Genomic DNA, 23,086 nt, shown 5'->3' with positions numbered 1-23,086 from the left:
CCACCCCCCTACACCGCCCCAGACCCCGGTCCGGACGATCTCCGTTTCCCCCTCGCCGGCCATTGCCTTGCTATAACCGGAATCGTGGCTGAACTACTTTTGCTGAACGGCCCGAATCTGGGGATTCTCGGGCGGCGCGAGCCCGAGATCTACGGGACCGGCACGCTCGCCGACATCGAGAAGGCCGTCGCGGCGGAGGTGGCCCCGCGCGGCTGGGACGTGGTCTCGGTGCAGCGCGAGTCGGAGGGCGAGCTGATCCACGCGATCCAGGACCACCACGACTCGGTGGGCGCGATCGTCAACCCCGGCGCGCTGATGATCGCCGGCTGGAGCCTGCGGGACGCGCTCGCCGCCTACCCCCGCCCCTGGATCGAGGTGCACCTGTCGAACGTGTGGGCCCGCGAGTCGTTCCGGCACGAGTCGGTGCTGGCGCCGCTGGCCGCCGGTGTGATCGCCGGCCTGGGCGCGATCGGCTACCCGCTCGCCGCCCGGGCGCTGCTGGCCCGCGTGCCGGACTGACCGGGGAGCCGTCATCAACCTTCTGGGCATCGACATCGGCGGCACCAAGGTCGCGCTGCGCGCCGAGAGCGACGGGGAGCCGGCCGTGCGGACCTCGTTCCGGTGGCCGTCGCCGCCCGATCCGGCGGCGGACCGCGCGGCGCTGCGGTCGCACGTGGCGGGGCTGCGGGCGCGGTGGCCGCGGCCGATCGACGCGGTGGGGGTCGCGGCGCCCGCGACGCTGGACGGCTCCGGACGCGTCGTCGCCTGGCCGGGGCGGCCCGCCTGGGCCGGCCTCGACCTGCGCGGCCTGCTGCGGGAGCTGTTCCCGGAGGCGGCGGTCCGCTGGGGCGACGACGGCGACCTGGCCGCCGTGGCCGAGGCCGAACGCGCCGGGCACCGCGACCTGGTCTACCTCGGCGTCGGGACCGGGGTCGGCGGCGGGATCGTGGTGGCGGGCCGTCCCGTCCCCGGGCCCGGACGCGGCTCCGCCGAGCTCGGGCACATGATCGTCGACCGCTCCGGCCCGCGCTGCGACTGCGGCCGGGACGGGTGCGTCCAGGCCGCGGCGTCGGGCCCGGCGATCCTGCGCGGGGCGGCCCGGCTGCTCGGCGGGCCGGTGCGGTACGAGGAGCTGCGCGACGCGCTGGCGGCCGGGACGTCCTGGGCCGTGGCGGCGGTCGAGGAGGGGTGCGCGGCGCTGGCGGCGGCCGCGGTCGGCGCGGCCGAGCTGGTGCGTCCGGACGCGGTGGTGATCGGCGGCGGTTTCGCCGACGGGCTGCCGGGCTTCGTCCCGCGCGTGGCGGCGCACGCCCGCCGGCTGGCGCGGGCCGGGGCGCCGGCGCCGCCGCTCGAACGGGCGCGGCTCGGCGGGCTGTCGTCGCTGCACGGCGCCGTCCTGCTGGCCAGGGAGGGGATCGCGTGACGGTCCGCGAGGTCGAGGTGGCCTTGGGCGAGCGCTCGTACGCCGTCCGGATCGGGCCGGGCCTCCGGCACACGCTGCCGGAGATCGTCGCCCGGCTGGGGGCGCGCCGCGTCGCGGTGGTGTCGGCGCGGCCGCCGGAGTGGACGCCCGACCCCGGCGTGGAGTCGCTGGTGATCCCCGCCCGGGACGGTGAGCGGGACAAGACGCTGGCGTGGGTGGAGGAGCTGTGCCGCCGGTTCGCCGACTTCGGGCTGGCGCGCGGGGACGCGGTCGTGGCGTGCGGCGGCGGGACGACCACCGACGCGGCCGGCCTGGCCGCCGCGCTCTACCACCGGGGGCTGCCGGTCGTCCACCTGCCCACCTCGCTGCTCGCCCAGGTGGACGCCAGCGTGGGCGGCAAGACCGCGGTGAACCTGCCGCAGGGCAAGAACCTCGTCGGCGCGTACTGGCAGCCCGCCGCCGTGCTCTGCGACACCGACTACCTGCGGACCCTCCCGGACCGGGAGGTGACCAACGGGTACGGGGAGATCGCCCGCTGCCACTTCATCGGCGCGGGCGACCTGCGCGGGCTCCCCCTCGCCGAGCAGATCGCCGCGAGCGTCGCGCTCAAGGCGTCGATCGTCGCCGCCGACGAGCGCGACGCGGGCCGCCGCCACGTGCTCAACTACGGCCACACGCTCGGCCACGCGCTCGAACGCGCCACCGGGTTCCGGCTGCGGCACGGCGAGGGCGTGGCGATCGGGACGGTGTTCGCCGGACGGCTCGCGGGCGAGCTCGGCCGGATCGGCGCGTCCCGGGTCGCCGAGCACCGGGAGGTCGTCGCCGGCTACGGCCTGCCGACCCGGCTGCCCGCCGGCGTCGCCGCGGGCGAGCTGGTCGACCTCATGCGGCTGGACAAGAAGCGGCGGACCGGCGGCGGCCTGACCTTCGTCCTGGACGGCCCGCGCGGCGTGGAGCCGGTGCCGGACGTCCCCGAGCACGCCGTGTCCGCCGTCCTGGCGGCGATGCCGAGGGAGGGCGGGTGAGATGACCGCGGGAGGAGGCCGGCCCATCGGCGGCTCGACCCGGCTGTTCGCCGTGCTCGGCGACCCGGTGGCCCAGGTCCGGGCTCCCGCGCTGGTCAACCCGCTGTTCGCGGAGCTCGGGCTGGACGCCGTCCTGGTCCCGGTGCACGTCCGGCCCGGCGACCTGGCCGCCGTGGTGCGCGGGCTGGAGGCCGTCCGCAACCTCGACGGGCTGCTGGTCACCGTCCCGCACAAGTTCGCGGTCTGCGGGCTGGCGGCCGAGCTGGGCCGGGCGGCGGAGCTGGCGGGCAGCGCCAACGCGCTGCGGCGGCGCCCGGCGAACGGGGACGGGGAGGCCGGCGGGTGGCTGGCCGACAACTTCGACGGCGCGGGGTTCGTCGCGGGGCTGGAGCACGCCGGGCATCCGGTCGCGGGCCGCCGGTTCGTCCTGGCGGGCGCGGGCGGCGCGGGGACCGCCATCGCGACCGCGCTGCTCCAGGCGGGAGCCGGGCGCCTGACCGTCTGCGAACCCGACACCGCGCGGCTCGGCGGGCTGCTGGACCGGCTGGAGCGGCACTGGCCGGGCCGCGCGCGGGGCTCGGCCGTCCCGCTGCTGGACGGCGCCGAGGTGGCGGTGAACGCCACGCCGCTGGGGCTGCGCGCCGGCGACCCGCTCCCCTTCTCGCCCGCCGAACTGCCGCCGGGATGCGTCGTCGCGGACATCGTCATGACGCCCCCTATGACCCCGCTGCTGAGGGCGGCGGCCGAGCGCGGGCACCCCGTCCACCACGGCCGGCACATGCTCGACCAGCAGCTCAGCCTCTATCGGGGCTTCTTCGGCCTCTGACGGCCCCGCCCCGCGACGGGCCCGTGGAGGCCCCGCGATGGGTCGGCGATGGGCCTCGATTCCCGGCCAGTGGGCGGTCCGCATCGATGGTGGAAACCGTTCCATGCCTTTCGTTTCGGAAGACATCGCTGGCAGGGGGAAGAGTGCCGACACTCGTGGAACGAGACGAACATCTCGACCATCTGGACCGTCTGATAGCCGACTGCGGGGCGCGGCGCGGACGGACGGTCCTGCTGGACGGGCCGATCGGCAGCGGCCGCACCGCGCTGCTCCGGGCCTGTGCCGAACGCGCGCGGCGGGCGGGCTTCACCACACTCGACGCCGACTGTGCCCCGACCGAACGCGCCCTGCCGTTCGGCGTGGTGAACCAACTGCTGGCCGAAGGGCTGGCCGACCGGGCGCCGTTCACCCGCGCTCCCTGCGCCACGGGGGACGTGTGCGCTGACGAGGACGTGCGCACGCACGAGGAACTGGCGCGGGCGTTCGCCGGGCTGGCCGAACGGCGGCCGCTCATGATCGGCGTGGACGGCCTGCGCCATGCCGACGACGAGTCGCTGCGCCTCCTGCTGTTCCTGGCCCGCAGGCTGCGGTCGGCGCCCGTCCTGCTCGTGCTGGCCGACGGCCCGGCGGACGCACGCGAGCGGCAGCGGCTCCTCGCCGGCCTGAGCCGGCTCCCGCACGTCCACCGGTCGACGCTCGCCCCGCTCTCGGCCGCCGGGACGGCACGCCTCGTCGCGAAGCGGCTCGGGCCCGAGGCCGGGCTGCGCCTCGGACCCGGCCTGCACGAATACAGCGGCGGCAGCCCGCTGCTCCTGGAGGCGCTGATCGAGGACGAATGCACGCCGGACGGCCACGGCTTCGCGCTGGCGGTGCAGAACTGCCTGCACGGAAGCGAGCCCGTCCACCTGCGGACCGCGCGCGCCCTGGCCGTCCTGGGAGAGGACGCCCGTCCCGCCGACGTGACGCGCCTGACGGGGGTGGACGGCGCCGCCTCGCTGAGCGCCCTGCGCGCGGCCGGGCTGCTCGACGGCATGTGGTTCCGCCATCCCGGGGCGCAGGCCGCCGTGCTGGAGGACATCCCGCCGCAGGACCGCCGCGAGCTCCACCGCCGCGCCGCCGACCTGCGGCACGAGACGGCCGCGCCCGCGCCGGCCGTGGCCCGCCATCTGCTCGCCGCCGACCACACGCGCGAGCCGTGGGCCCCGGCCGTGCTCTCGGAGGCGGCCGAGCAGGCCCTGCTCGACGACCGGCCGGGCATGGCGGTCGAGTGCCTGCGGCTCGCCCACCGGGCGCACGGCGACGAGCGCGACCGGGCCGCGATCCGGGCCCGGCTGGCCCAGGCCGAGTGGCAGCTGAACCCGGCCGCCGCCGCCCGGCACCTGGCGCCGCTGGTCGCCGCGGTGCGCGCCGACCGGCTCGGCGTGCGGGACGCGACGGTGCTCGTCAAGCACCTGCTGTGGCACGGCCGGGACGCCGAGGCCGCCGACGTGCTCGCCCACCTGCGCGCCCACGCCGGGCACGCCCGGGGCAGGGACGGCGGCGGCCTGCACGACCTGGAGACGTGGCTCGCCTACCGGCACCCGCCGCTCGCCCGGGACCGCCGGGCACCGGAGCCGCCCGACGCCGTGACGGCCCCGCGGATCGATCCGGTGCTCCGGTCGGCGGCCGTCCTGTCCGGCGCACTGTCGCGCAACCGCCCGCACGGCGCGGCCGACCACGCCGAACGGACGCTGCGCGACCTGGTGCTGAACCGCCGCGACCCGTGGGCCGAGGAGGCCGCGATGACGGCCCTGCAAGTGCTGATCCTGGCCGACCGGCTCGACGCCACCGTGCACTGGTGCGACCGGCTCGCCGCCGAGGCCGAGGCACGGACCGTCCCGACGGTGCGGGCGCTGTTCGCCGCCGCGCGCGCCGAGGTCGCGCTGCGGCTCGGCGACCCGCGTCCGGCCGCCGAGCACGCGCGGGCAGCGCTCACCCATCTGCCGCCGCAGGCATGGGGCGTGACCGTCGGGCTCCCGTTCGGCACGCTGATCCTGGCCGTCCTCCGGATGGGCGACCACGACGAGGCCGCGCGGCAGCTCGCGCGCCCGGTCCCCGACGGGGCGGACCGGAGCTTCGCGGGGGTCTACCACCGCTATGCCCGGGGCCACCACCGGATGGCGACCGGCCATCTGCATGCCGCGCTGACCGACTTCCTGACCTGCGGCGACCTCGTCCGCGATTGGGGCCTGGACGCGGCGGGGCTGATCCCCTGGCGGACGGACGCGGCCACGGCGTGGGTGCGTCTGGGCAAACGGGACCAGGCCCGGCGGCTGATCCGCGAGCAACTCGGGCGGCCGGGCGCGCACGCCTCCCGGGTACGGGGCCCGGCGCTGCGGGTGCTCGCCTCCGCCGGACCGTCCGACCGCCGCCTGCCGCTGCTCACCGAGGCCCTCGAACTGGCCGAGGCGTCCGGGGACCGGTACGAGCAGACCCTGGTCCTGGCCGACCTCGGCCGGGCGCACCTGGCGGGCGGCGACCGGCGGCGCGCCCGGCTGCTGCTGCGGCAGGCGCTGCACCTGGCCGAGCTGGGTGGGATGGCGGCGCTCTCGCGGGACCTGCTGGCGGTGTCCCACGACCTCGGCGGCCCCTCGGCGCGCGCCGCCGGACCGGCCGGGGGCGCCGGGATCGCCGCGCTGACCGAGTCGGAGCGGCGCGTCGCGGCCCTGGCGGTGCTCGGCTACACCAACCGCGAGATCGCCGACCGGCTGTTCATCACCCTGAGCACTGTCGAGCAGCACCTCACCCGGGTATACCGGAAACTGGGCATCCGGGACCGTCGGGAGCTGCCCGCCGAGCTGCGGACGACGACGCGCTCGGCCGCCGGATGATCGGGACGTCGGGGTATTACCTATCAAATAGGTAGGATATTTCTGTATAGTGCGATCTAGTGTCCTGGCCAGGGCCTCTCTGTCCTCTCCCAGCAGTCGCTCGCGCCAGAACGGGGGAAGAGTGCGCTTCAACCTGCTCGGTCCGCTTGAGGTGATCAGGGACGACGCCCGCGTCCCGCTCGGAGGCGTCAACCGCCGCGCCACCCTGGGCTTCCTGCTGTTACACGCCAACGCGGTCGTCCCCACGGCCGACCTGGTCCGGGCTCTGTGGGGCGACAGCCCGCCGCTGACGGCCCGGAAGATGGTGCAGAACGCCATCGCCGCCCTCCGCGACGTCCTCGCCGTCGAGGGCGGGGTGTCGCTCCAGACCGTCCCGCCCGGCTACATGCTGCGCCTCGACCCGTCCCAGATCGATCTGGCGGACTTCCGGGACCTGGTGGTGAGCGGGCGCACGGCGTTCCGCGCGGAGGCGTGGGAAACGGCGGCCCGGCATCTGCGCGACGCGCTCGGGCTGTGGCGCGGCCCCGCGCTGGCCGACATCACCGAGGCGCGGGCCGCCTGGCCGGAGCTCGCCGCGCTCCAGGAGGAGCGGCTCACCGCGCTGGAGGACTGCGCCGAGGCCGAGCTCGCGCTCGGCCTCCACCGGGAACTGGTCGGCGAGCTGGGCGCCGTCGCGGAGGCGGAGCCGGCCCGCGAGCGGCTCTGCGGCCTGATGATGCTCGCGCTCTACCGGTGCGGGCAGCAGGCGGAGGCGCTCAGCGCCTTCCACCGCACCCGCACCGTGCTGGTGGAGGAGTTCGGCCTGGACCCGGCCCCCGAACTGCACCGGCTCCAGCGCGTGATCCTCACCCAGGACCCGGCCCTCCTCGTCCCGCCGCCGAGGACGCGGCCGGGAACCGCCCAGCCCGCGGCCGCGCCGGCGCCCGCCCGGCAGCGCCCCAAGCGCCCGATGGCCGAGCGCAGGCAGGCCAGCGTCGTCCTGGTCGAGGCGCGGATGGACGCCGGGACCGACGACCCCGAGCGGGTCGACGAGGCGCTCGCCGAGGTCGCCCAGGTCATCGACGCGGAGGCGGCGCACTACGGCGGGCTCGTCCGCGGGCCGCTCGGCCCCTACCGGCTCGTCGCCCTCGGCGTCCCCCGGACGCACGGGGACGACGCGGCGCGCGCGGTCGGGGCGGCGCTGGCGATCCGGCGGCGGCTCGGCGCGGCGCGTCCGGCCACGGTGCGGCTCGCGGTGGCGACCGGCGAGGTGCTGGCCGTCTACCGGGACGAGCACGACCCCGAGCCCGCCGAGCTGACCGGCGCCGTGCTCGAAACCTGCCGGCGGATGCTGGCGCACGCCCGCCCGGACGGCGTCCACGTCTGCGACCGCACCCGCCTCGCGGCCGGGCCCCGGTTCGGCTGGCGGACGGGCGACGCGGCGTCGGGCTGGCACGTGACCGACGACCGGCCGGTGCCCGTCGTACCCCCGCCGACCCCGGCGTTCGTCGGCCGGAAACAGGAACGCGAACGCCTCTGGGAGCTGCTGAACGAGACGCTGCGCGAGCGCCGGCCGCACCTGGTCACCGTCGTCGGCGAGCCCGGCATCGGCAAGAGCCGGCTGGTCGGCGAGTTCGGCAGGGAGGTGCGCGAGCACGCCGGCGCGGTCCGCGTCATCTTCGGGAACGTCTCCTCGCTGGGGATCGCGCGGCCCGAGCCGTGGTGGCCCGGCTGCCCGGCCGACCGTCCGGTCACCGAGGCGGGGCCGGACACCGCGTCCGGGCTGTGGCCGTACCGGCTCGGCACGCTCGCCGAGCACACGCCCCTGGTCGCCGTGGTCGAGGACCTGCACCACACGCCGGGGGCGTTCCTCGACCTGCTCACCTGCCTGCACGCCCAGCCGCCCCGGGCTCCCCTGCTCGTCATCGCCACCACGCGCCCGGAGTGGCCGGTCGACGTGCCCCCGGACGCCTCGACGATCGTCCTCCCGCCGCTCGCCGACGCGGAGATCACCGAGGTGGCCGGGCCGCTGCCCCCCGACCTGCTGCCGCTGATCGGCGGGAACCCCCTGTTCGCCCAGGAGTACGCGCGGCACCCGGCGCCCCGTCCCACCGATCCGCCGCCGATCCCCCCGCAGATCCGCGGCCTGCTCACGGTCCGGCTCGACGCCCTGCCGGTCGAGGAGAAGGTCGTGCTCCGCGGCGCGGCGATCTTCGAGCGGGCCGCGTCGGCGGAGGGCGTCGCGGCGGTGACGGAGCGCCCCGTCGCCGAGGTGGCCGAGCTGCTCGGGAACCTGGAGCACAAGGGCATCCTCCACCGCGGCCCGGGCGGCCACGTCTTCGGCCAGGCGCTGCTCCGGGAGGTCGCCTACGCGCAACTGCCGCGCAAGCACCGGATCGCCATGCACCGCAGAGCGGCCGCGTGGATCTCCCGGCTGCCCGCCGACCAGGGCGACCTCCTCGTCCACCACCACCGGCAGATGATCGCCCTCACCGCGAGCGGCGACCGGTCCGTCGCCGCCCTCGCCGAGCAGGCCAACCGGACGCTCACCGACGCGGGGCACCGCGCCGGCATGGTCGGCGCGCACCAGATCGCCGCCCGCTGCTTCCGAGGGGCGCTGGAGCTGTCGATGTCCTCGCCCGTCCCCGTCCGGCAGCGGCTGCGCCTGCTCTACCGGCAGAGCCTGCGCCGCGTCGGCCACCAGACCCCCGTCCGCTGAGCCGATTACCGCCCGGTTCCCGGCCTCCGTCTAGAAAAGGCGCCATGACCACGAAGACGCTCTTCGGCTACGGCCCCGGGCCCGATATCCCGGTGACCTCGGCCGCCGCCCTGCTCCGGGACGCCGTCCGGGCGGACGACGGCGGGCTCGACCTCATCTCCGTCACCGACCACCCGTACGAGGGCGACCGGCTGGAGGCGTACGCCTCACTCGGCGCGATCCTCGGCCGCACGTCGAAGATCTCGGCGGTGGCGACCGTCACCAATCTCCCGGTCCGTCCCGTGCCCCTGCTGGCCCGCACGCTCACCTCGCTGTCCGCGCTCTCCGGCGGCCGGATCGTGCTGGGCATCGGGGCGGGCTGGCGGTGGGACGACATCGTCCGGTTCGGTGCCCGCGAGCTGAGCCCCGCCGCCGCCGTCCGCTCGCTGGAAGAGGGGATCATCCTGATCAAGAGGCTGGCGGGCGGCGGCGAACCGGTCACGTTCGAAGGCGAGTTCCACCAGGTGACCGACCTCGCCCCGGCCCCGGTCCCGGTCCCGCGCGTCTGGACCGGCTCGGTCGGCCCGAAGTCCCTCGCCGTCACGGGCCGCGTCGCCGACGGCTGGGTGGTGCCGCACGCCGCCGACTGGAGCAGCCCGCTCTACCGCGAGTCGCGCCCGCACATCGACGACGCCGCTGCCGCCGCCGGCCGCGACCCCGCCGAGATCGCCACGATCTACAACGTGCTCGGCCGGATCACCGCCGACCCGCTGCCGTCCACCCGCGACGAGTCCGGCCGCTGGATCGGCGGCTCGGCCGAGCAGTGGACCGAGGAACTCGTCCTCGCCGCCCGCGACCACGGCGCGAACGGCTTCTTCTTCTTCTTCTTCGACTCCGACGACCCGCGCTCCGACCTCACGCTCGGCCGCTGGACCCACGAGATCGTCCCGGCCGTCCGCGCCGCCCTGGCCTGACGCCGGTCCCTACGCCGGGTTGCCCCCCTGGCAGTACCTCTGCGACGTCGCGGTGGCGGAGGCGCTCGCCGCGTCGGTGACGGTCAGCCGCACGACGAACGTCGTGTAGATGTTGCAGATGCCTGCGGCGTACAACGTGTGCGGGTTGCCGTTGAGGATCGCCGTCCGCGTGATCCCGCCGTTGGTGACCGACCAGTTCCAGGTCGCCGGTTCCGTGCCGCCGCTCCACGTCGCGTCGCAGATGAAGCCGGTCCGGCCGATCTTCTCGCAGATCAGCGAGTTGATCACCGGCGGCCCCGCCGCCCCGGCCGGCCCGGGAACGCCGACGACGCCCGCCACGGCCAGCCCCGCCACGCCCGTCCACACCCCGCACCTACGTCCAAGCCTCATCTGCGCACTACCCTCCGCATCGATTCCAACGGCTTTATCGGGAGCATGAAATCGATCTCAGCTGCCGCCCCAACTGTGCAGTGACCGATCGGCGAACACAACAAGCCGCCCCTTCCCCATCCGGCCATGGCCGGATAGGGACAAACACCCGCTGTCCATAAACCCACCACCATGCGAACGCAACACATGGCACCGGGTAAGCAGAATCCCTATTCTCGGCACCACTGATCTGCACCGACAAAAAGAAGTGCCACACGCCGAGAGAACATAGACCGCCCTTAACGGATGGAATCACAAGAGCACAGCACCCCGTCCCCAGCGATACAGGTGAGACTCAAGCGCCCAAAGACACGGAGGTGACCGTCCCCTTGGCCGCCGGGGGGCCTGGACAAACCAGGACGTATCACCCGAGTTGCCGGATCTGACGCGCCTGCTGGCCGGCCGGCGCCTGGGAGAGCGGGACAGCGGTCGCGGTGAAGACATGGCGCCAGGTGGGTCACGTCGAGCCTGGGGAACCTGAGGAGCGGCGGGCCCGCTCCAGTCCGATCAGGACCCCTCCCGGGCGGGCCTCCTACCCTGGAACCGGCACTGTCGGGAGTATCACGATCTTTCCCTCGCTGGTTGATTTCCGGAGGTGCGGCGATCCGGTGTCCGCAACCACTCTTGGTGGCGAGTGAGGCCACCCGACAGGCCGCCGCTAGAGGCGGCCGTGGCGCCGCGCTGGCGCTTCGCAGAGGAGGACGTCCCAGCCCCGCTGGTGGCCGGCAGTGACTGGGTGAGCCGATCCCCGGGACCACCCAGTTGCACCTGGTTGCCGCCGACGCGGAGCTCACCCCGCAAGCCTGAGCCGCCCTGCGCATCGACTGACCGAGGAAGCCCTGGCTGGACGGTCCAGGTGGGACAGCGCCTTGGCCGTGAAGGCGCGGACGTAGTGGTCGGTGTCGTCCTGGCCGCGTTGGAGATGGGGACGCAAGGCTTCCTCAGGAACTTCAGTGTCCGGCCAGCGCGTCCAGCGCCCGCTCCCTCACCTCGGTCGTCGCCCGCGATCGGTTCTGTTGGAGGGACGATCCTGGCGAGCGGGCGGTTGACATCGTCGGGCGAACACGCGGCGCTCGTCAGGGGGAGGGCAGGCCCTTGTTCCTGGTCCTGGGCGGGAAACCAGGAACAAGGGGGCTCGGTGGCTGCCTGCCTAATCGAGGAGTCCGCTACGCACCGGTTACAGGAAGCACCAGTTTCCGATGGCGTCGGTTTCGCTGTAGACCTTCTTGTCGGGTACGTAGCCCCACGTGTTCGCAGGTGTGTCCGCCTGGGTGTAAATCCACCTCGTGGGATGTGCGGGGGAACCGTTGTTCTCGCCGCCGTCGAACTTGCACAGGAACCAGCTTGTCGCGGTGTTCAGCGTCCCTACCTGCCCGGATCCGTACGTGGCGGCGCCGTACACGGGTGTAGGGGAAACGTTGCGGCAATAGAACGCCCTGGCCGTGTAACCCCACGGAGTGGTGCGGGAGAAACCCGCGTCCCAGCAAGGGCTGGCGGCGCGGGCCGTGGCGGCCGGAACCGTGATGAGCGCGGCGGACGTGAGGCCGGTGACGGCGAGTGCCGCGAGCCTCGTGCGGGGTGATCTGTGGTGAAGAGCCTGACGCCGGACAATGGTGTGCATGGATCCTCCGATCAGCTACGTCGGTTGAAAGCCTAAGAAGGGCTTCTGGCGTCGGTCTGGCGTCCACCTGGCGCCGATCTGGCGCGAGCCGTTGAGCAGGCCGCCTACCCGGCCGGGGTCTCGTCGTCGTAGAGCCTCGTCACGATCTCGCCGTCCCTGTTCACGTAGCCGTTGATGATCCCCTTGGTGCTGTGCGGCGCCGCGAGATTGCCCCTGCCGTCCAGCGCGATCACACCGCCGGTCGCGCCGAGCGCGGGGATCTTCTGGTTGACGACCGTCGCGGCGGCCTTGGCCACGGGCATGCGTCCGTACTCGATGAGGGCGGAGATGTCGTGCGCGGCGACGGCGCGGATGAAGGCTTCGCCGGTGCCGGTGGACGAGACGGCCGCGGTGCGGTTGTCGGCGTACGTCCCGGCGCCGATGACCGGGGAGTCACCCACCCGGCCGACCTGCTTGTTGGTCAGGCCGCCCGTCGAGGTCGCCGCGGCGACGTTGCGCGAGCCGTCCAGGGCGATCGCGCCGACCGTCCCGCCGACCTCCAGCCGCTTGCCCTGCCCGCCCCTGGCGGCCTGCGGGTTGCCCTTGGCGGCCAGGAGCTGGTCCCAGCGACGCTGCGTCCAGAAGTAGTCCTGCGTGGTGAAGGGCACGCCGTTGCGGAGCGCGAAATCGTCGGCGCCCTTCCCCGCCATGAAGACGTGCGGCGACTTCTCCATCACCAGCCGGGCGAGGGAGATCGGATTCTTGGTGTGGTGCACCCCCGCCACCGCGCCCGACCTGAGGTCCTTGCCGTTCATGATCGAGGCGTCCAGTTCCTGCTCGGCGTCGGTGTTGAAGACCGCGCCCTTGCCCGCGTTGAAGTTCGGGTCGTCCTCCAGGACGTTGACGGCCCGCTCGACCGCGTCCAGCACCGGCCTGCCGTCCTTGATCAGGGCGTAGCCGGTCCGCAGCGCCCTGGTGAGCCCGTCGCGGTACGCCTTCTCCTGCTCGGGGGTCAGGCTGCCGCGCGGCAGCGAACCCGCACCGCCGTGGACGGCGAGGACGACGTCGCGTATGCCGGAGGCCGGCGGAGCCTGGACGGGCGCCGGACCGCGCACGGTCGCGGCGCCCGCGGCGAGTTGGGAGCTGGACAGTCCGATGACCAGCGCGGCAAGGCCCGCGGTGATCAGGAAGGGACGCTGGGGAGACGACATCGGGACCTCCTGGGTGGATGACCTTGGTCGTCCCCGGGCGGGCTCGGGGGACACCCGCAATTGCTGCCAAACCGGTCGCCCCAGCCGGGGCCGGGCGATGCCGACGACACTTCTCGGTATCGCGCATACGGTTTAGAGTCGGGTTCTTCGGCGCCGCGGCGCGGCGTTCGCCGGCAGGCAGGAGTGCGCGATGCCCGACCAAACCGGATTGGGATGTGTCGGCGGCGTCTTTGTCGTTGGCTACAGTGTTTGGTTCTTCGTCGGCGCCTACTACGGGCCGCACACGGATGACCAGTACTTCCGCCATATCCCTTGCAAGATGAAGGACCCCCCGGCGGAAGTGGAGATAACCACACGGGGGCTCCCGGCAGATTGTGTCCCGACCAAAAAGCAGTCCTTGCGTTTCGTCAATCGCCTCACCGCATACCCGGTGACGCTTTGCATCGGCCAGCGCGGCGTCTGCGCCACCGGGCACTACTCCCCCATGGCCGGCGGACGAGTGACACTCAAGCCCGGCGAGTCCAGGAAGCTGTCGTTCCCGACGGGCAGCTTCTGGGGACTGCCCTACGACCGGAAGTACCCGGTCACGGTGCTGCCGGCTCCCGGGACGTCTTTCAGCAACACGGACATGACCGTCCGCAGCAATGACGAGTCGCAGCCGGCCGTCCCATGACCGGTGGGCCCAGGGCCGTCGTGCCGCACCCGCGGCTCCGCCTCGCAACGATCGATCCGGGGGCATCGCCTGCGCCCACACCAGGCAAGCGCAGCCGAGGTTGATAGACGGCCACCGCGAACCTTGGCACTTCCTCCCCTAGCCGGGACCTCCGGATCCTCCGCACTATTCCGGAAAGCCAGCATCCTGGGCACCCACCCCGCAGGAGGCCCTGTGAAACTCCGCGTTCCCGCGATCGCCGCGGGCATCACCGCCGTCCTGGTCGGACTCGCCCCCGGCGCGACCGCGTCCTCGACCGCTCCCGTCCAGGCGACGGACCAGGACGCCCGCCACGCCAAGGCCGTACCGAGCCCCGAGGGAGGCCGGCCGATCTTCGCGAGCGGCGGCGTCCGCTGCGTCCTCGGCTTCAACGTGCGCAGGGGCGACAGCTACCACTTCCTCACCGCCGGTGGCTGCGCGAAGGCCGGACTGAAGATCTACGCCGATCCGGGCCTGACCGTCGAGCTCGGCACCGTCGTTTCGGTCATGAACGTCGCCACCGCACTCGCCCGCTACGTCGACCCCGGCGTGGAGAGGCCCGGCAGCGTGTACCTCCATCCCGGCTCCCAGGACATCACGGCGGCGGGCAACGCGGCCGTCGGCCAGAGAGTCTGCCGGAGCAGCCCCACCACCGGCATGCGCTGCGGCACCGTCACGGCGATCAACCAGACCGTGAACTTCCCCGAAGGATCGATCACGGGCCTGACGAGGACGTCCGTCTGCGCGGAGCCCGGTGACAACCCAGGGGCGCCCTACTTCATCGGCACGATGGCGGTCGGGCTGGGGATCGCCGGCAGCGGCAACTGCAGCAGCGGCGGGACGTCCTACTACCAGCCGATCAGCGACGTACTCAGCGCCTTCGGCGTCAACGTGTACTGACCGGTGGCGCCCGCCTCCGTCCGGGGCTCATGGATCAGCGGGACGGGGTCTCGAAGCAGTGCCCCGCCTCAACGTCCGCGACGAGCCCGTAAGGCGCTCGCCTCCGCCGCCTGATCGCGGCGGGCCCGCCTGTCAGGACGCCGCTTCGGCCAGTTCGGCGAGCACCTCCGAGGCGGTGACCGGGTCGAGCTCGCCGAAGGGCCGTCCGGCACGTTGTGGTGACGAGCGGTCGTCGTCGGGACGATCATCGAGCCTGATCTCCTCCAGCCGCTGGTCGCCGCCGTCGTCCACGCGGCCGATGGGGACTCCGGGGTTCAGCTTGATGGTGACGAACAGGCCGCCGGGGACCTCGCGGAAGACGCAGCTCTGGATCCCGGCGTCCATGGGCCGGCTGCGCTGCCAGCCGCGCCGCTCCAGTCCGAACACGGCCCGGGGCGGGACGTCCACGCCCTGGAACCGTTCCAGGCGCCGGTCGGCGCGTTCGGCGTCGGACAGGACGTGCACCGCGCGGCCGAGCTGCGGGAACGGTTGCAGGATCGCGTAATCGGCGAACACCGCCGACCACGCGTCCAGTGCCTTGCCCAGCTCCAGCGGGTGGACGATCCCGATGCGCGCCGAGCCCGGTGGCGTCAGCGCGTTGTCGTCGACGTCGGCGAACGTGCGATCTTCGGCCACGCGAAACGCGATCCCCTCTCCGCCGCTCTCGACCGCCCCGCCGCGGCCCTTGAGCGCCTCACCGCCGTCCTCGGCCACCCACACCAGCCGCCGCGCGATGTGCCAGATCAGCGGATGCTCCACGAACAGGCGCCGGAACTCGTCGGCCGTCCAGCGGCGCCGCGCCACCATCGCCGCCTCCAGCCGCCGGATCTGGTCGGCGGCCACCGTCCGCACGTCCTTCTTCAACGCGGTGACCGCTGGTACGCGGCGGGCGCCAGTCGCTGGTCGTCCTTGGCCGCCGGCTTGGGCAGGGACATGCGGCGGGTGCCGTCCTCGTCGGCCACGTACGGCCTGAGCTGCTCGTCGAAGCCGACGACGAAACGGCGCTGCCCGTAGTCCAGGACGAGCCCGCCGTCGTCGCCCAGGCCGAAGTCGGGGACCAACCGGTCGCCCAGTTGCTCGGACGTCAGGCCCAGCCCGTCGGCGACCTCCTCGGTCTTCTCCTGCGCGCGCGCCTTGAGGCCCTTGAAATGCACCTTCTGCGCGATGCCGTACAGGTGCATCAGTGCCACGTCCGTACCGATCGCCGCCAGGACGTCCAGACCGGCGACCGCCTTGGCGTGGCCCCCGTCACCCGGCCACGCGCGGATGAGCGGGGTCAGCCTGCGCACGGTCTCGTCGTCGCCGAGCCACCCCAACTGCGCAAGCGCCCAGCCATCCTTGGACGGCGCCCCGTTCTGCTGCCACCGCTCGAACAACGCCCACCCGAACGCGGCCAGCGACCCGGAGTCGCACAGCTCCTTGACGATCTCGACGCCCGCATACACCTCGTCCGGCTTGGACATGGCCAGCATCGTCAGCAGGTGGCGGGCGGCGTCGGCCGGGAGCGCGTCTTCCCGTTCGCGGAGCCGGATCTGCGGCAGCAGCCGCACGTCGGCCCACTCGCCCACCACCGGCATGCGGGCGGGCAGAAGGTCCAGTGGATCCATCGCCAGCATCGCCTCGACCACGTCGGACGCCTCGCTCCCGTGCGCGCGCGCCGCCTCCACGACCTTCCCGCGTCCGTGCCTGTCGGCCAGCAGGCGCAGCGCACTCTCGGCCTGTCGCCGCTCGGTGCCGGGACTGCCCACCGCAGCCGGGACGAGCAGCGCCACCGCGTCCAGGCCATGCCGGTCGAACCAGGCGAGCGCGAGCTTGCGGCCCTGCTTCGGCCGGGCCAGGCACTCGGTCATCAGCCGCGCGACCCCGGCGTCCAGGAACGGCAGCAGCGGACCGCCGTGGCCCAGCGGATTCGGCTCGGCGACCGACAGCGCGGCGGGCAGCGCGTCGAGCCCGAACCGGGCCACGGCCAGGTTCATCCAGATCTCGGCCACCCACATCTGCGGCTTCCAACCGCCCAGCAGCGGACGGACCTGCTCCAATGGGCCGTGCGCGAGGATGCCCATCTGGACGGGCGTGTAGTCGCCTCCGGCGCGGAACTCCTCGATCAGCGGATCCCAGCCGTCCGGCCCGGTGTGCACGGAATGCCGGGAGTCGGGACGCGCCCACCGCTCCCGCTCGCCCGGCGCCCACCGCATCCGGGACTCACCAGGCGGCGTGAGCCCTTCGACGACGACCGGGCTGGGCGCCTTGGCGGTGCGCAGCCATGGCGGGTCGACCAGCGGACGCGGCAGGACGTCCGCCGGAGCGTCCGGCAGCTTGTCGCGGTCATTGGTCAGCGGGCCGACGCCGGGCAGCAGCTCGCGATGGGTCTGGACATGCCGGGCCAACAGGTCGGCGAGCTTCGGCGCACCGGAGGCCGCCGGTGCCAGCAGCCGCAGCGTCCGGACGGGGAAGCGCTGCATCGCCGCGAGCAGGGCCGGCTGCACGTACTTCTGGTCGGCGCGGTCGACCAGGGCCTGGAACGCCTCGTCCCCCGGCATGATCGCCAGCGTCTCCAGGATCAGCTTGCGGAGGGCGGTGACCTCGGCGTCGGCGTCGAACCCCCTGACGATCAGCGGCACGCCCGCCGCGCCCACCCCGTCCGCGAGGGTGACCAGGAACGACCGATCCCACACGTAGTGGTGGACGACCCCGTACGGGGCGAGCAGGTCGAGCTGGCGGGACGATCCCAGCGAGCAGTACAGCAGCCACCAGAAGTCGGCCTCGTTCACGGTGTCGGGCGGTGCGGCGCAGCACTCCTCCACCCAGTCGTGCCGGGTGGGCACCAGGAAGGAGACCACCACCCGCTGGGACGCGGTACGGCGGTGCCGCGCCAGGCCGTCCACCGCCTCCTGGTGGACGGAGTCGTCGGCGACGGCCAGGAGGCCCCGCAGCCGGGCACCCGCCTTCGCCGCCGCCGTCGAGGCGACCGACTGACCACCGGGATCCGTGCGCCGATGCTCGATGGGCTTGAGGCCGGAGACGTCCCAGAGGATCTGGCTGAACTCGGCGAACGCGCAGGCGGCGAAGGGCAACCCGTGCTCGGTCACCCAGGAGTCCGCCGCCAGCGTCGCGAGCTTCCCGGCCTCGTCGTACCGCCCGTTGCCGGCCAGCAGTGCGGCGACCACGGCCGCGCCCCGGGGATTCGCTCCGCCGGACAAGTAGCCGCGTGTCGCCTCGGCCATGTCCGGCTCCACGCCTGCCCGCTCGGCGAGCGGCTCCGACGCCTCCAGTTCCCGGACGAGCTCGCGCATGGCCGCGCCCGCGGAACGGTCGACCTTGACCGCCGGCCCCGGCCGTCCGCCGCGCCGCGGATAGAGCCGGCGCCGCCACGAGTCTGGAATGACCAGAGTGTCCTCGTCCACTACCGGGCGATCTTCCATGGGACCTCACCGTAGAGCAGGCGTACGACACTCCACCGGGCATCCCAGAAACAAGATCGGCTACCAGACGGCGATCACAAATGCTCACCGGGCCGACATCAGTGGGCGTTGATCCATTGGTTGATGCGGGCGAAGGAAAGGTCGGCCGAGGGGTGCAGGGCGAGGACGTGGCCGGTGCGCGGAACCGCCGCTCCCGTGAGGCTCGCGGCTGAGGTGAAGTAGGGCGCTTCATTGGCGCGGACGTTCGCGTCCCGGCCGCAATTGAGCAGCATGCCGCAGACGGCCGCGTCGTGTTGCCCGACGATCGCCAGGACGTCCGCGCGGACCCGGTTGGCGTCGTTCAGGCCGGGCGGGACGGCCACCCTGACGGCCGAGTCGCTCAACTCGACCCCCGACATGGTGTCCTTCTCTGCCTCGTCGCGGGAGATGACGGCGGGGTCGGCGGTGGGCGTGCGGTAGAACGAAGCCGCCCGGGTGCCGGGCAATGTGGTCAGGTAACCGAGGTCGATGGGCCGACCGGCGAACTTCGGGTCGAGGATCGCGGGGGAGAAGCTCGCGATGGTCAGCAGCGCGCCCGGGGCGAGGGCCGGAGGATGCAGGGCGCCGGTCAGCACGAGACGGTCGACGTCGTCATAGCCTGCCGCCTCGGCGATGGCGATGATCGAGCCCAGCGAATGGCCGACGACCGTCGTCTGGGCGAAGTTCCTGGTGCCCAACCACTGAATGACCTGATGGAGAACATGGGCATCGGCGGCGATGGTGAGGGCTGCGCTGGGCGGACGGGTACTGGCTCCGCTGCCTGGACGGTCGTAGGCGAACGAGGCGCGTCCCGCGTCGGTGGTCTTCCGCGCGTACGAATAGAGGCCGGGGTTCTGCGGCCATTGCCAGTAGTCGGAGTTGTAGGTTCCCCCGTGGACCAGCACGTCGACTCTGCGCACGCCATCGGTGTAGGCCGCCGGGGTGCACAGGGTGCCGGACACCACGTGCTGCGGGGGCCGTCCCGGCTGGAGCGTCACCGGGATCTGGACGGTCGTGCAGCGAGCCTCACTGTCGGCCGCGGCGGGCGCGCACAGCATCGTGAGCGCCGCCAGGGCCGCGGCGACTCCGGCGGTGGTCCTTTTCCACATGACGAGCCCTCCGGGTTCGGGAGCCGGAATCCTAACGCCGGAATCGGTGATCTTAATGGCGACCACCCACATAGGGGAGATATTCCTATTAACGAAGGTCGCCCTATTTGTCAGGTCGGAACGGTCCATTAGCTCCCATCGCGAATATTTCATGCTCTATCGGCAATTCCCGTTCACCAATGACCGGCCCGGGTTATCCTGGGAGGGCGTCGATGTTCTGAGAAGCGCGCTCACGGTGCGCCGCGAGAAGGCGTGGAGGGGTCCCATGGTCCGGATCACCGAGCAGCGCTCGATCGGCCCGCCCGGCAATCTTCCCGCCGAAATATCGAGCTTTGTCGGGCGTCGGCGGGAACTGGCGGAGATCGAGCTGCTCCTGTCCCGCTCGCGGCTGGTGACGGTGACCGGCGTCGGCGGCGTCGGCAAGACCCGGACGGCACTGCGAGCCGCGGCCCGGCTGCGCCCCGCGTTCCCGGACGGCGTGTGGCTCGTGGAGCTCTCCGCGCTGGAAGACGCCGAACTGCTCTCCCACGCGGTCGCCCACGGGCTCGGCCTGCAAGACCAGACGATACGTTCGCCCGTCGACGTGCTGGCCGAGTTCCTGCCCGGCCGAAGGCTGCTGCTGGTCCTGGACACCTGCGAGCACCTTCTCGACGCGTGCGCGCTGCTGGCCGACGTCCTGCTGGCGGCCTCTCCGGAACTGCGCATCCTCGCCACCAGCCGCCGCACGCTGAACGTCGAGGGCGAAGCCGTCCTCACCGTCCCGCCCCTGCCCGTCCCCGGCCCCGGCGCCCCGCTTGAGCACGACCTCAAGCAGGACGCGGTGATCCTGTTCGCCGAACGGGCCGCCGCCGTCGACTCCAGATTCGCCCTCACGCCCCGCAACCAGACGGCCGTGACGCGGCTGTGCCGCCGCCTGGAAGGGATCCCGCTGGCACTGGAGCTCGCGGCGGTCTGGGTCTCGACGCTGCCCGTCGAGGAGATCGTGAAGCGGCTCGACCAGCGCTTCGAACTGCTGTCCGGCGGGACCGGAACGCCGCCCCGGCACGAGGCGCTGCGCACCACGATCGGATGGAGCCATGAACTGTGCGCCCCGATGGAGCGCCTTATGTGGGCCCGGGTGGCGGTGTTCGCCGGGGCCTTCGACGAGGACGCCGCCGTCGCGGTGTGCGCCGACGACCGGCTCCCCTCCGGCGCCGTCCCCGGACTGCTGGCCGCCCTGGCCGACAAGTCGGTCCTGCTGCGCGAAGAGAACGACGCCGGAATCGGCTACCGGATGCTGGACACGCTCCGCGAGTACGGCACCGGGTGGCTGGAGTCCCTCGGCGAGCGGCGGGCCGTCCAACGCCTGCACCGCGACCACCACCTGGCGCTCGCCCGGCGGTTCGAGCGCGCCTGGTGCGGCCCCGGCCAGCTGGAGTGGTACGCGACCATGAGCCGCGCGCACGCCGACCTGCGAGCCGCGCTGGAGTTCAGCCTGAGCGCCCCGGACGAGCGGACGGCCGGGCTCGACCTGGCGGGCAGGCTCCACCTGTTCTGGGCGTCGGGCGGCCTGATCCGGGAGGGCCGCCATTACCTCGACCGGTTGCTCGCCCTCGGCCCGTCCCCGAGTCCGCCCATGGCCAAGGCGCTGTGGGCGTGCGCCAGGATCGCCGGCGCGCAGGGCGACCTCGCCGCCGCCGAGGCCCTCATCGAGCGCTGCCGTCCCTACGCCGAGGGCGGCGACCTGGTCGCCGCCGGGAACATCGCCTACATCGCCGGCGGGATCGCACTGTTCCGGGGAGAACACGACCGGGCCGCCGCGCTGCTGGGCGAGGCCGTCGCGATCCACCGGCACGGCGGCGACTCCGGCACCGGGCTGCTCCTCAGCCTGGCGGTGCACGGCATGGTCCGCGCGCTGCGCGGCGATTTCGACCACGCCGTCGCCCTGCTGGAGGAATGCCGCGCGCTGTGCGAGCGGCGCGGCGAACGCTGGGCGCGCTCCTTCGCCGACTACATGCGCGGCCTGGCCGAACTGGGCCGCGGCGACGTCGCCGCCGCGACGTGGTACGCCCGCGAGTCGCTGCGGTTCAGGCCCCTGCTGCGCGACAGCCTGGGCACCGCCCTGGCACTGGACCTGCTGGCCTCGGCCGCCGTCGCGGCCGGAGACGCCGGCCGCGCCGCCGTGCTGCTCGGTTTCGCCGAGCACGTGTGGCACACCTTCGGCCTGCCGCAGTTCGGCTCCGCGGACCTGGCCGCCAAGAGGGAACGCTGCGAACGGCAGACCAGCGAAACACTCGGAGACGTCGCCTACCAGGCGGCGTTCCGCCAAGGAAAGGAGTTCGCCCTCGTCGACGGAATCGACTACGCACTCGGCTCAGCCCCCCGCTGAGCGTCGACCCCGCACCGTGGACCAGCCAGCCAGACGACCGGCCGACTCAACGCTCCCTCAGCCCGCCCGGCGACCGTTCGGCGCGCCGTTTCCACAGCCCGCCGTCCAGCCGGAGTAGGCGATGTCCGGAAAGAACCTCCACGGCATGGTGCGCTCCCCCTCTGACCGGCCGTCCTCGCACCCTGAGGACCGGAGCCGCGGCATGGGCGCGCCCGCGGGCGACGATCGGCCGGACCCCGCGGCGAGCGTCCACCGGTTCGCCGAGGCGATCGTGCCCCGCCTCGCCGACTTCGCCGCCGTGCACCTGCGCGACGAGTTCGTCCGAGGACCCGAAGCACGCCTCGATCCCACCTGGACACGGGTCGGGCCGCCCCTGCGCCGGATCGTCTCACTCGACGCCACCCCCTCCCGCCGGATCGGCCACCTACTGCCGGCCGGCCAGGTCGCCCACTGGACGGACGGCGGTCCCGTGCAGGCCGCGCTGCTCCGCGGTGACTGCGTCCACATCTCCAGAGTGACCGGCTCGGCAGCCGACCACTTCGCCGCGCAACTGGACGCCCCCGGCCTGGAGCGGGCCCTCCACGGCAGGTCCCTGCTCGCGCTCCCCCTGACGGCCCATGGCGCGATGCTGGGCGACGCGCTCATCGTCGGCGAACCAGAGCGGCCACCGTACGGCGAACGCGAAGTCGCGATGCTGGCGGAACTCGCCCGCTGGGCGGCCGCGGAGATCGGCGGCGCACTACGACGCCAGGACGCCCACCAGACGGCACACCGGCTGTGGCGCGAGTCCGGTCCGGAGCTCCCGGCGCACACGGCGGGGATCGACCTGGCCTACCGCTACGCGCCCGTCCAATCACCCCCGAGCCTCCTCGGAGGCGACTGGCTCGACGCCATCCCCCTCCCCGGCAACCGCACGGCACTCGTCGTCGGCGACGTCGCCGGACACGGAGCGGAGGTGGCCGTCCGGATGGGCCGCTGCAAGACCATGGTGCGCACGCTCGCCTCTCTCGACCTGCCACCGGACGTCCTCCTGAGCCGCTTCGACCGGCTCGTGCGCAGGCTCGGCGAGGAGTACGGCCGGGACGAGGACTTCCTGGCCACCTGCGTGTACGCGGTCTACGACCCCGCCACCCGCGAATGCCGTATCGCCAGCGCGGGACACGTCCCCCCGATCCTCGTCCACCCGGACGGACGCGCCGAAACCCTCCGCCTGTCCCCGGGCACGCCCATCGGCTACGGCGGCGACGGCTTCGGATCGTGCTCCCTCACTCCAGCCGACGGCAGCCTGCTGGCCCTCTATTCCGACGGCCTTGTGGAGACCCGGCACCAAGACCTCGAAGAGGGCATCCGCTCCGTGGCGACCCGCCTCACCGGACGGCAACGCCCGCTGGAGCAGACGTGCGACGAGGTCATGGCCGGCCTGGGCACAGGCGAACGCCTCGACGACGTCACCCTCCTCCTAGCCCGCCTGACCGGACCGGACTCCCCAGCCCCTGTCACTTAT

Annotated in this window: 17 protein-coding genes; 11 read left to right on the top strand and 6 right to left on the bottom strand. The window is 73.3% G+C overall.

Annotated elements, in window-relative coordinates:
• The first annotated feature begins 84 nt into the window (after window positions 1–84).
• The 7 genes from E1298_RS24800 (at window position 85) to E1298_RS24770 (ending at window position 9,795) form a co-directional block, all read left to right on the top strand.
• Entirely contained in the window at window positions 85–519 is a 435-nt protein-coding gene (locus E1298_RS24800; RefSeq protein ID WP_131897253.1) for a type II 3-dehydroquinate dehydratase, read from the top strand.
• Window positions 520–532: 13 nt separating this feature from the next.
• Window positions 533–1,423, top strand: coding sequence for an ROK family protein (locus tag E1298_RS24795; RefSeq protein WP_131897251.1), 891 nt, complete (start codon window positions 533–535; stop codon window positions 1,421–1,423).
• On the top strand, window positions 1,420–2,448 hold the full coding sequence (locus E1298_RS24790) for a 3-dehydroquinate synthase family protein (protein WP_131897249.1): 1,029 nt from the start codon (window positions 1,420–1,422) through the stop codon (window positions 2,446–2,448). The genes E1298_RS24795 and E1298_RS24790 overlap by 4 nt, the downstream gene beginning before the upstream one ends.
• Window position 2,449: 1 nt before the next feature.
• Window positions 2,450–3,274: a shikimate dehydrogenase family protein gene (locus E1298_RS24785; protein ID WP_131897247.1), complete on the top strand. Its 825-nt coding sequence runs from the start codon at window positions 2,450–2,452 to the stop codon at window positions 3,272–3,274.
• A gap of 143 nt (window positions 3,275–3,417) precedes the next feature.
• A complete protein-coding gene (locus E1298_RS51280; protein WP_207944813.1) occupies window positions 3,418–6,144 on the top strand; it encodes an AAA family ATPase in 2,727 nt (908 codons plus the stop codon).
• A gap of 121 nt (window positions 6,145–6,265) precedes the next feature.
• The gene (locus tag E1298_RS24775; RefSeq protein WP_131897243.1) at window positions 6,266–8,842 is read left to right on the top strand and encodes an ATP-binding protein; all 2,577 of its coding nucleotides are present in this window, start codon (window positions 6,266–6,268) and stop codon (window positions 8,840–8,842) included.
• Between the two features lie 44 nt (window positions 8,843–8,886).
• A complete protein-coding gene (locus tag E1298_RS24770) occupies window positions 8,887–9,795 on the top strand; it encodes an LLM class flavin-dependent oxidoreductase (RefSeq protein ID WP_131897241.1) in 909 nt (302 codons plus the stop codon).
• 9 nt (window positions 9,796–9,804) lie between these two features.
• Here E1298_RS24770 and E1298_RS24765 read toward each other — a convergent pair whose 3' ends face one another.
• The 3 genes from E1298_RS24765 to E1298_RS24755 form a co-directional block, all read right to left on the bottom strand.
• Window positions 9,805–10,185: a hypothetical protein gene (locus E1298_RS24765; protein ID WP_131897239.1), complete on the bottom strand. Its 381-nt coding sequence runs from the start codon at window positions 10,183–10,185 to the stop codon at window positions 9,805–9,807.
• Window positions 10,186–11,401: 1,216 nt separating this feature from the next.
• Window positions 11,402–11,845, bottom strand: a complete 444-nt coding sequence (locus E1298_RS24760; protein WP_207944812.1) for a hypothetical protein — start codon at window positions 11,843–11,845, stop codon at window positions 11,402–11,404.
• A 104-nt stretch (window positions 11,846–11,949) separates the two neighbouring features.
• Window positions 11,950–13,035, bottom strand: a complete 1,086-nt coding sequence (locus E1298_RS24755) for an isoaspartyl peptidase/L-asparaginase family protein (protein ID WP_131897237.1) — start codon at window positions 13,033–13,035, stop codon at window positions 11,950–11,952.
• Between the two features lie 190 nt (window positions 13,036–13,225).
• Here E1298_RS24755 and E1298_RS24750 point away from each other — a divergent pair, with 190 nt between their 5' ends.
• The gene (locus E1298_RS24750) at window positions 13,226–13,708 is read left to right on the top strand and encodes a hypothetical protein (protein ID WP_131897235.1); all 483 of its coding nucleotides are present in this window, start codon (window positions 13,226–13,228) and stop codon (window positions 13,706–13,708) included.
• A 213-nt stretch (window positions 13,709–13,921) separates the two neighbouring features.
• Window positions 13,922–14,626 carry a S1 family peptidase gene (locus E1298_RS24745; RefSeq protein WP_131897233.1) on the top strand — a complete coding sequence of 235 codons (705 nt, stop codon included), beginning with the start codon at window positions 13,922–13,924 and terminating at the stop codon, window positions 14,624–14,626.
• Window positions 14,627–14,758: 132 nt separating this feature from the next.
• On the opposite strand, the gene E1298_RS24740 is transcribed toward E1298_RS24745, so the two are convergent.
• From E1298_RS24740 to E1298_RS24730, 3 genes are all read right to left on the bottom strand, one after another.
• A complete protein-coding gene (locus tag E1298_RS24740; RefSeq protein WP_131897231.1) occupies window positions 14,759–15,529 on the bottom strand; it encodes a DUF4132 domain-containing protein in 771 nt (256 codons plus the stop codon).
• A complete protein-coding gene (locus tag E1298_RS24735; protein ID WP_131897229.1) occupies window positions 15,526–18,087 on the bottom strand; it encodes a hypothetical protein in 2,562 nt (853 codons plus the stop codon). The genes E1298_RS24740 and E1298_RS24735 overlap by 4 nt, the downstream gene beginning before the upstream one ends.
• Before the next feature lie 98 nt (window positions 18,088–18,185).
• Complete coding sequence (locus tag E1298_RS24730) at window positions 18,186–19,214, bottom strand: alpha/beta hydrolase (protein WP_165975649.1); 1,029 nt, start codon at window positions 19,212–19,214, stop codon at window positions 18,186–18,188.
• A 265-nt stretch (window positions 19,215–19,479) separates the two neighbouring features.
• On the opposite strand from E1298_RS24730, the gene E1298_RS24725 reads away from it, so the two are divergent.
• Both E1298_RS24725 and E1298_RS24720 read left to right on the top strand, forming a co-directional pair.
• Window positions 19,480–21,582, top strand: a complete 2,103-nt coding sequence (locus tag E1298_RS24725; protein ID WP_131897225.1) for an ATP-binding protein — start codon at window positions 19,480–19,482, stop codon at window positions 21,580–21,582.
• A 121-nt stretch (window positions 21,583–21,703) separates the two neighbouring features.
• Window positions 21,704–23,086 (top strand): PP2C family protein-serine/threonine phosphatase (locus E1298_RS24720; protein ID WP_131897223.1); only part of this gene is annotated, 1,383 nt, incomplete at its 3' end.

It is taken from the genome of Actinomadura rubrisoli, from assembly GCF_004349215.1.
GTDB classification, from domain to species: domain Bacteria; phylum Actinomycetota; class Actinomycetes; order Streptosporangiales; family Streptosporangiaceae; genus Spirillospora; species Spirillospora rubrisoli.
Note: the sequence above shows the minus strand (reverse complement) of the source record. Positions and strands in the feature narration are given on the sequence as shown.